This is a genomic window from Pseudomonas sp. MWU16-30322 (assembly GCF_020515535.1).
In the GTDB taxonomy this organism is placed as follows: domain Bacteria; phylum Pseudomonadota; class Gammaproteobacteria; order Pseudomonadales; family Pseudomonadaceae; genus Aquipseudomonas; species Aquipseudomonas fluorescens_H.
The window spans coordinates 399,472-405,959 of sequence record NZ_JAIWYL010000007.1 but is presented as its reverse complement, the minus strand read 5'-3'; the positions used below and the strand labels follow the sequence as shown (position 1 = coordinate 405,959).

Annotated in this window: 7 protein-coding genes; 2 read left to right on the top strand and 5 right to left on the bottom strand. The window is 61.5% G+C overall.

Translation table 11 applies throughout. The features are described 5' to 3' along the window. Positions 1–53 precede the first annotated feature (53 nt). The 3 genes from rhtB to LCH64_RS17240 all read right to left on the bottom strand — a co-directional run bounded on the left by rhtB (position 54) and on the right by LCH64_RS17240 (position 3,380). Positions 54–686, bottom strand: coding sequence for a homoserine/homoserine lactone efflux protein (gene rhtB / locus LCH64_RS17250; protein ID WP_064589768.1), 633 nt, complete (start codon positions 684–686; stop codon positions 54–56). A gap of 202 nt (positions 687–888) precedes the next feature. Next, a complete protein-coding gene (locus tag LCH64_RS17245) occupies positions 889–1,470 on the bottom strand; it encodes a mechanosensitive ion channel family protein (protein WP_226500827.1) in 582 nt (193 codons plus the stop codon). After that, complete coding sequence (locus tag LCH64_RS17240; protein ID WP_003229372.1) at positions 1,470–3,380, bottom strand: ATP-binding cassette domain-containing protein; 1,911 nt, start codon at positions 3,378–3,380, stop codon at positions 1,470–1,472. The genes LCH64_RS17245 and LCH64_RS17240 overlap by 1 nt, the downstream gene beginning before the upstream one ends. Before the next feature lie 50 nt (positions 3,381–3,430). Between LCH64_RS17240 and LCH64_RS17235 the strand changes: the two genes are divergently transcribed. After that, positions 3,431–3,895 carry a TIGR02444 family protein gene (locus LCH64_RS17235; protein WP_103521693.1) on the top strand — a complete coding sequence of 155 codons (465 nt, stop codon included), beginning with the start codon at positions 3,431–3,433 and terminating at the stop codon, positions 3,893–3,895. Here the strand turns inward: LCH64_RS17235 and LCH64_RS17230 are convergent. Beyond that, the gene (locus LCH64_RS17230) at positions 3,892–5,037 is read right to left on the bottom strand and encodes an AlgP family protein (protein WP_226500826.1); all 1,146 of its coding nucleotides are present in this window, start codon (positions 5,035–5,037) and stop codon (positions 3,892–3,894) included. The genes LCH64_RS17235 and LCH64_RS17230 overlap by 4 nt on opposite strands. A gap of 192 nt (positions 5,038–5,229) precedes the next feature. Between LCH64_RS17230 and LCH64_RS17225 the strand changes: the two genes are divergently transcribed. After that, complete coding sequence (locus tag LCH64_RS17225; protein ID WP_003229378.1) at positions 5,230–5,895, top strand: FKBP-type peptidyl-prolyl cis-trans isomerase; 666 nt, start codon at positions 5,230–5,232, stop codon at positions 5,893–5,895. A 78-nt stretch (positions 5,896–5,973) separates the two neighbouring features. Here LCH64_RS17225 and LCH64_RS17220 read toward each other — a convergent pair whose 3' ends face one another. Beyond that, positions 5,974–6,432 carry an Rsd/AlgQ family anti-sigma factor gene (locus LCH64_RS17220; RefSeq protein WP_007964519.1) on the bottom strand — a complete coding sequence of 153 codons (459 nt, stop codon included), beginning with the start codon at positions 6,430–6,432 and terminating at the stop codon, positions 5,974–5,976. Between the last annotated feature and the right edge of the window lie 56 nt (positions 6,433–6,488).

Genomic DNA, 6,488 nt, shown 5'->3' with positions numbered 1-6,488 from the left:
GGCGGATAAAAAAAGGCGACCTCATCAGGTCGCCTTTTTTCTGCCTGCGGGTTTTACACCACCGCTTTACGCAACGTCGCCATGAACGCCGCCGCGCCAATGAACAGCCCGGCAAACGTGCGGTTCATGCGCTTCTGCTGCTTCGGTGTGCGCAACAGGCGCAGCACCTTGGACGCCAGACCGGTGTAGCCGGCCATGACGATCAGATCCACGCAGATCATGGTCACGCCGATTACCAGGTACTGCATCAGCAGCGGTGCGTGTGGATTGATGAACTGCGGCAGCACCGCGAGCATGAACACCAGTGCCTTGGGGTTGCTGATGTTCACCAGAAAGCCGCGAAACACCAGCGCCAGCGGCTTGCCGATCGGGCGCACGGCGGCGTCATCGCTCATGTCCATAGGCAGCGCGCGCCATTGCTTGATCGCCAGATAGACCAGATAGGCCACGCCAAACCATTTGATCGCATAGAACGCGGTGGCCGATGCGGTGAGGATCGCGCCGACCCCGGCGCCGACAATTGCAATCTGTACCGCCAGGCCGACTTGCAGGCCCAGCGCGTTCCAGTAGCCGCGCCAGAAACCGTATTGCAGACCGCTGGACATCGACGCAATGGCGCCCGCGCCCGGGGACAGACTGATCACCCAGCAGGCGGCAAAGAATGCCAGCCATGTTTGAAGCTCCATCGCACACCTCGACTGTGAATCGTGACAGACGTCAAAGCTAATGCGGTTTGGCGCGGATGACTACCGATTTTTGCTGGATGGTCCGGGCGCGGCTGATGGCCTCTTCGCGAGCAAGCCCGCTCCCACATTGGATTTGTGTCGATCACAGATCCAATGTAGGAGCGGGCTTGCTCGCGAAGGCGTCAGATCAGACGCCCGAAGACTACTTTTCGAAACCGCTCGAAGGAAACACATCACTCCCGCGCCAGCGCCGCACCGAACGCTGGAAGAACAGGCTGTTCGGCACTTGCACCATGGCACTGCCTGTTCCCAGTTCCTCGGCTTCGATCAATGTGGTGTACAGCAGATTGATCGCCACCACCCGGCCCTTGACGCCGGGCTTGTCGGTGGTGTCCACCAGCTCGACCACATCGCCGAGGCGGAACGGGCCGACGGTGAAGATCAGAATCGCGCACAGCAGGTTCGACAGCACACTCCACATCGCGAAGAACGCCACCGCCGCCACCGCGACGAAACCCGACAGCGCCGTCCACAACACCGTGGCCGACACCCCGAGGCGTTCCAGCACAAAGATCAGCGCGCTGCCCATGATCAGCCAGCGCAGACCACCACGCAGCGGCATCAGCAGCTGCGGCGGAAACGGGTAGCGCTCACCCAGACGGGTCAGGCCTTTGGCAACGAAGCGCTGAGCGAGATAACCCGCCAGCAGGATCAGCAGAATCTGCACACCGAGCCAGATCGGCTCGACCCACACCACCGGCAATGGCCACTTGAACGCGTCCATCAGGACAACGCCTCCAGCTCCGCCTGCATGCTTTCCAGGGTTTCCAGCGCTTCCATCCACGCTTCTTCGAGCTCGGCTTCGCGCACCTTCAATTTGGCCTGCTCGGCCAGCAGATCACGCAACTCGTTCTTGCGTGCCGGCTCGTAAATGTCGCTGTCGCCGAGGCTGGCATCGACCTTCGCCAGCTTCTCGTGAAGCTTGCCCAGTTCGGCTTCGAGCTTGTCGGCCTCGCGCTTGTGCGGTGCCAGTTGCTGACGCAATGCAGCGGCGGCCTGGCGCTGAGCCTTCTTGTCGGTCTTGTCCGGATTGACCGGAGTGTTGCTGACCGGCGCATTGCGCTGACGGTATTCCACCAGCCAGCGCGCGTAGTCTTCGAGGTCGCCATCGAACTCTTCGACCTTGCCATCGGCGACCAGGTAGAAGTTGTCGGTGGTGCTCTTGAGCAAGTGCCGATCGTGAGACACCACCAATACCGCACCGCTGAATTCCTGCAGCGCCATAGTCAGCGCCAGGCGCATTTCCAGGTCGAGGTGGTTGGTCGGTTCGTCGAGCAGCAGCAGGTTCGGCCGTTCCCAGGCGATCAATGCCAGCGCCAGACGCGCTTTCTCGCCACCGGAGAAATTCAGCACCGGCTCGTCGATGCGTGCGCCACGGAAGTCAAAACCACCGAGGAAGTCGCGCAGAGTCTGTTCACGTTCGGTCGGCGCCAGACGCTGCAAATGCAGCAGCGGGCTGGCCTTGGCATCCAGCGAGTCGAGCTGATGCTGGGCGAAATAACCGACCACGGTGTTCTCGCCACGGGTCAGGCGTCCGGCCAGCGGCTCGAGTTCGCCAGCAAGGTTCTTGATCAGCGTCGATTTACCCGCGCCGTTCGGTCCGAGCAAACCGATCCGCGCACCCGGGGTCAGTTGCAGCTTGACCTTCTCCAGGATGGTTTTATCGCCGTAACCCAGACGCGCATCGGACAGGTCGATCAGCGGACTGGAGATCTTGGTCGATTCGCGGAACACGAAATCGAACGGCGAATCGACGTGGGCCGCCGACAGCTCTTCCATGCGCTCCAGGGCCTTGATCCGGCTCTGCGCCTGACGGGCCTTGGTGGCCTGGGCCTTGAAGCGGGCGATGTAGCTTTCCATGTGCGCACGTTGCGCCTGCTGCTTCTCGTAGGCCTGTTGCTGCTGGGCCAGACGTTCGGCACGGGCGCGTTCGAACGCGGTGTAGCCACCACGGTAGAGGGTCAGTTTGCGCTGATCGACATGGGCCACGTGATCGACCACTTCATCGAGGAAGTCACGGTCGTGGGAAATCAGCAGCAGGGTGCCCGGGTAGCTTTTCAGCCACTCTTCGAGCCAGATGATCGCGTCGAGATCCAGGTGGTTGGTCGGTTCGTCGAGCAACAACAAGTCCGACGGACACATCAAGGCCTGCGCCAGGTTCAGACGCATCCGCCAGCCACCGGAGAAATCTCCTACCTGACGATCCATCTGTTCATTGGTGAAACCGAGACCAGCCAGCAACTTGCGCGCCCGCGCATCGGCGGTATAGCCGTCGGCGCTGTCGAGTTCGGCGTGCAGACGGGCCAGAGCCGTGCCATCGTGGGCCGCTTCGGCGGCGGCGAGGTCACGTTGCACTTCGCGTAGACGCAGGTCGCCATCGAGCACATAGTCGACCGCCAGGCGTTCGAGCGTGTCGACCTCCTGGCGCATGTGCGCGATCCGCCAGTCGGCCGGCAGCAGGCAATCGCCCGAGTCCGGGTGCAACTCGCCGCGCAGCAAGGCAAACAGGCTGGATTTGCCGGCGCCGTTGGCACCGATGAGGCCGGCTTTGTGGCCGGCGTGCAGGGTCAGCTCGGCGTCTTCTAGCAGACGTTGCGGGCCACGCTGTAAAGTCAGGTTCTGAAGTCGGATCATAATGGCGGCGGAGTCTACCAGCTTCGCTCACAACTGGCGCGAGTAGCACGATGTCCTCTGACCTGTGGAGCTTTTCCCTTGCCATCTACGCCCGACCGGGCGTGGAACCTGCTTGCCTGCAACTGCAAACGGCGGGGGCCAATGTCTGCCTGCTGCTGTGTGGCTTATGGCTGGAACAGCGCGGCGCGGCCTGCGACGAACAGCGCGTGCAGCAGCTGAAAACGCTGGTGGGGCCGTGGGATGTGGAGGTGGTGCAGCCACTGCGTGCGTTGCGTACTCAGTGGAAAACCCTGGCCGAGGAAGATCCGGTGCTCAAGGGGCTGCGAGCACAAATGAAGGCGCTGGAGCTGGAAGCCGAACGGCATCTGCTGTGGCAACTGGAACAGGTTGCACAGGATTGGCCGCGCGATGACGCATCAGCGTCGGGGGAGTGGCTGGAGAGTCTGACGGGATCGGCCGCCAGCCCGAACCGCGACGCGCTGCAAGTGCTGCGCGTCGCGGCAACCGGCACTTAGGAAGCGCTGGTCGGGTTGCTGCTGGCGCTCGACGCAGCGGCTGGCGTTGGCGCAGTCGTGGTGGTCGAGGTGGAAGCGGCTGGAGCAGGCGCGGCGGCCGGCGCCGGAGCGGCTGGCTTGGCGGCAGGTGCAGTCGCCGGCTTGGCGGCAGCTGGTTTGGCAGCAGCCGGTTTTTTCGCGGCAGGTTTTGCAGCTGGCTTGGCGGCGGGTTTAGCGGCTGGCTTTGCGGCTACTGGTTTGGCGGCAGGCTTGGCTGCAGCGGTCGCAGGTTTTGCTGCTGCAGGTTTGGCAGCGGTTTTAGCGGCAGGCTTGGCCGCTGGTTTGGCAGCAACCTTGGCAGCAGGTTTTGCCGCGACTGGTTTGGCCGCAGTCTTGGCTGCCGGTTTTGCAGCGGCGGTTTTCGCGGCAGGTTTGGCAGCCGGTTTTACCGCTACTTTGGCAGCTGGTTTAGCAGCAGCGGTTTTTGCCGGAGCGACTTTGCGCGCAGCAGGTTTTGCTGCTGGCTTGGCAGCCGGTTTTGTCGCTGCAGGTTTGGCAGCGGCAGTACGTGCGGCCGGTTTCGCAGCGCTCGCCGCAGCCGGTTTTTTCAATGCGGTTTTTGCAGCAGGTTTGGCGGCGGTTTTAGCCGGTGCCTTGGCTGCTGGTTGGGCTGCCGGTTTTGCCGCAGCGGTTTTCGCCGGGGCTTTCGCCGCAGCAGGTTTGGCTGCCGCTTTTTTCGCAGGCGCTGCTGCTGGTTTGGCGGCGCGGGAGGACAGCGCTTTGCCGGCAGCCTCTTGCACACGGCCGACACCCTGGGCCAGTTTCAGGCTTTCCTGGGCATCACGCTTGAGTTGCAGAATGTAGCCGCGGGTGTCGGATTGACGCCCCTTCAGCGCGTCGAGCAAGTCTTCGAGTTCTTTGACGGCAGCCTTGGCCTTGTTCTGCGCCTTGGCTTTACCGGCAGTGGCCGCGTCCTGCAATTTGGTACGGGACTTGTGCAGTTTTTCTTGCGCCTTGCCGCGTTGCTTTTCCAGTTTGGCGAGCAGTTTTTCAGCATCAGCCAAGGCTTGGGAGCAAGCGTTTTCCAAATGCTCGAGCAGGCTGCCCGAGAGTTGTTGGAGTAGGTGCAACGGAGTGTTTACAGGCTTCTTGGTGGCCGACATGGTTTACCTCCTGGCTGACGTGAGTGCGGCTCATACTAGACCTCTGCAGTTACCGCCGCTAGGTCATCTTGACAGTATCGAAACCGTTGCGTTGCAACGAAGTGAAAATGTTCTGCACAAAGACAAAAGCAGTTCACCGTTGCAGACCTTCGCGCTGGCATAATCGCCCGCATCTCAGGACGGAGAGTGCCCATGTCGCGCTACCTTTTTTTATCCCTCTGGATGATTTTTTCCGCCGCCCACGCCGACGAAAAAACCACCGCGAACGATGCTCACGATCTGGCCTACAGCCTCGGTGCCAGCCTCGGTGAACGCTTGCGCCAAGAGGTGCCGCAATTGCAGATTCAGGCATTGGTCGAAGGTTTGCAGCAGGCCTATCAAGGCAAGCCGCTGGCCCTGAGCGAAGCGCGGATCGAGCAGATCCTGGCCGATCACGAATCGCAAAACGCCGAACACTCGTCGCTGCCTTCCAGTGATGCCGCGATGGAAAACGAGCAGCGTTTTCTCACCGCCGAAAAAGCCAAACCGGGTGTGAAGGAATTGGCCGACGGCATCCTGCTGACCGAGCTGAGCCCGGGCACTGGCCCCAAGGCCGGGCCGGATGGAAAAGTGCAGGTGCTGTATGTCGGTCGCCTGCCGGATGGCACCGTGTTCGATCAGAACACTCAGCCACAATGGTTCAGCCTCGACAGCGTGATTGCCGGGTGGCGTACGGCGTTGCAGAACATGCCGGTTGGCGCGAAGTGGCGACTGGTGATTCCATCGGATCAGGCTTATGGCGCCGATGGTGCGGGCGATCTGATCGCGCCGTTTACACCGCTGGTGTTTGAAGTCGAATTGCGCGGTGCAACGAGCTGAGCGCAGCCGACGCGCAGGCATGAAAAAACGCGGTGCGCTTTCGGCGCACCGCGTTTTTTCATGTCGGCGCGAAACGAATCAGGCCTGAACCGGATCTTCCTGCTTGTGTGCGGTGTGCAGCACTTCGATCAGACAGTCTTCCAGCTCGAAGCGCTCGTGCAGCAGGCCACCCAGTTCCTTGAACTTCTCGGCAACGCATTTGCCTTCATCGCAAAGGTCGTTGAAGGCGAGGAGTTTTTCGGTGATGACGTCGATACGCGGATAGAGGGTTTCGGCAAGCTCGAGGCCGCGCTTGTCGTTGAACGCCTTGGCTTCGCCGGTCAGCTGTTCGTAAATCTCGAAGTGCCCGGCCGAGACGTAATCGACCAGCACGCCGCAGAATTCAAGCAAGGGTTTACGGTTCTCGGACAGAGCCTGGGGTTTGTCACCCAACTTGTCGTAGGCACCGATCAGATCTTCACGCTCCTGCAACCAGCGGTCGATCAGCAGATGAACTCCACCCCAGCGTTCCTGAGCATTCTGACAACTTTCGAGCATGGCGATCTCTCTTCCCTTGTGGGTCATGCTGCTCTACACCCGCGCCCCTCTTCTGG

What these genes read in the sequence shown, in the direction of transcription:
- LCH64_RS17245 (WP_226500827.1), bottom strand. Translation starts at nt 1,470, where the DNA reads ATGGACGCGTTCAAGTGGCCATTGCCGGTGGTGTGGGTCGAGCCGATC.
- LCH64_RS17230 (WP_226500826.1), bottom strand. Translation starts at nt 5,037, where the DNA reads ATGTCGGCCACCAAGAAGCCTGTAAACACTCCGTTGCACCTACTCCAA.
- LCH64_RS17220 (WP_007964519.1), bottom strand. Translation starts at nt 6,432, where the DNA reads ATGCTCGAAAGTTGTCAGAATGCTCAGGAACGCTGGGGTGGAGTTCAT.
- LCH64_RS17240 (WP_003229372.1), bottom strand. Translation starts at nt 3,380, where the DNA reads ATGATCCGACTTCAGAACCTGACTTTACAGCGTGGCCCGCAACGTCTG.
- LCH64_RS17225 (WP_003229378.1), top strand. Translation starts at nt 5,230, where the DNA reads ATGTCGCGCTACCTTTTTTTATCCCTCTGGATGATTTTTTCCGCCGCC.
- LCH64_RS17235 (WP_103521693.1), top strand. Translation starts at nt 3,431, where the DNA reads ATGTCCTCTGACCTGTGGAGCTTTTCCCTTGCCATCTACGCCCGACCG.
- rhtB (WP_064589768.1), bottom strand. Translation starts at nt 686, where the DNA reads ATGGAGCTTCAAACATGGCTGGCATTCTTTGCCGCCTGCTGGGTGATC.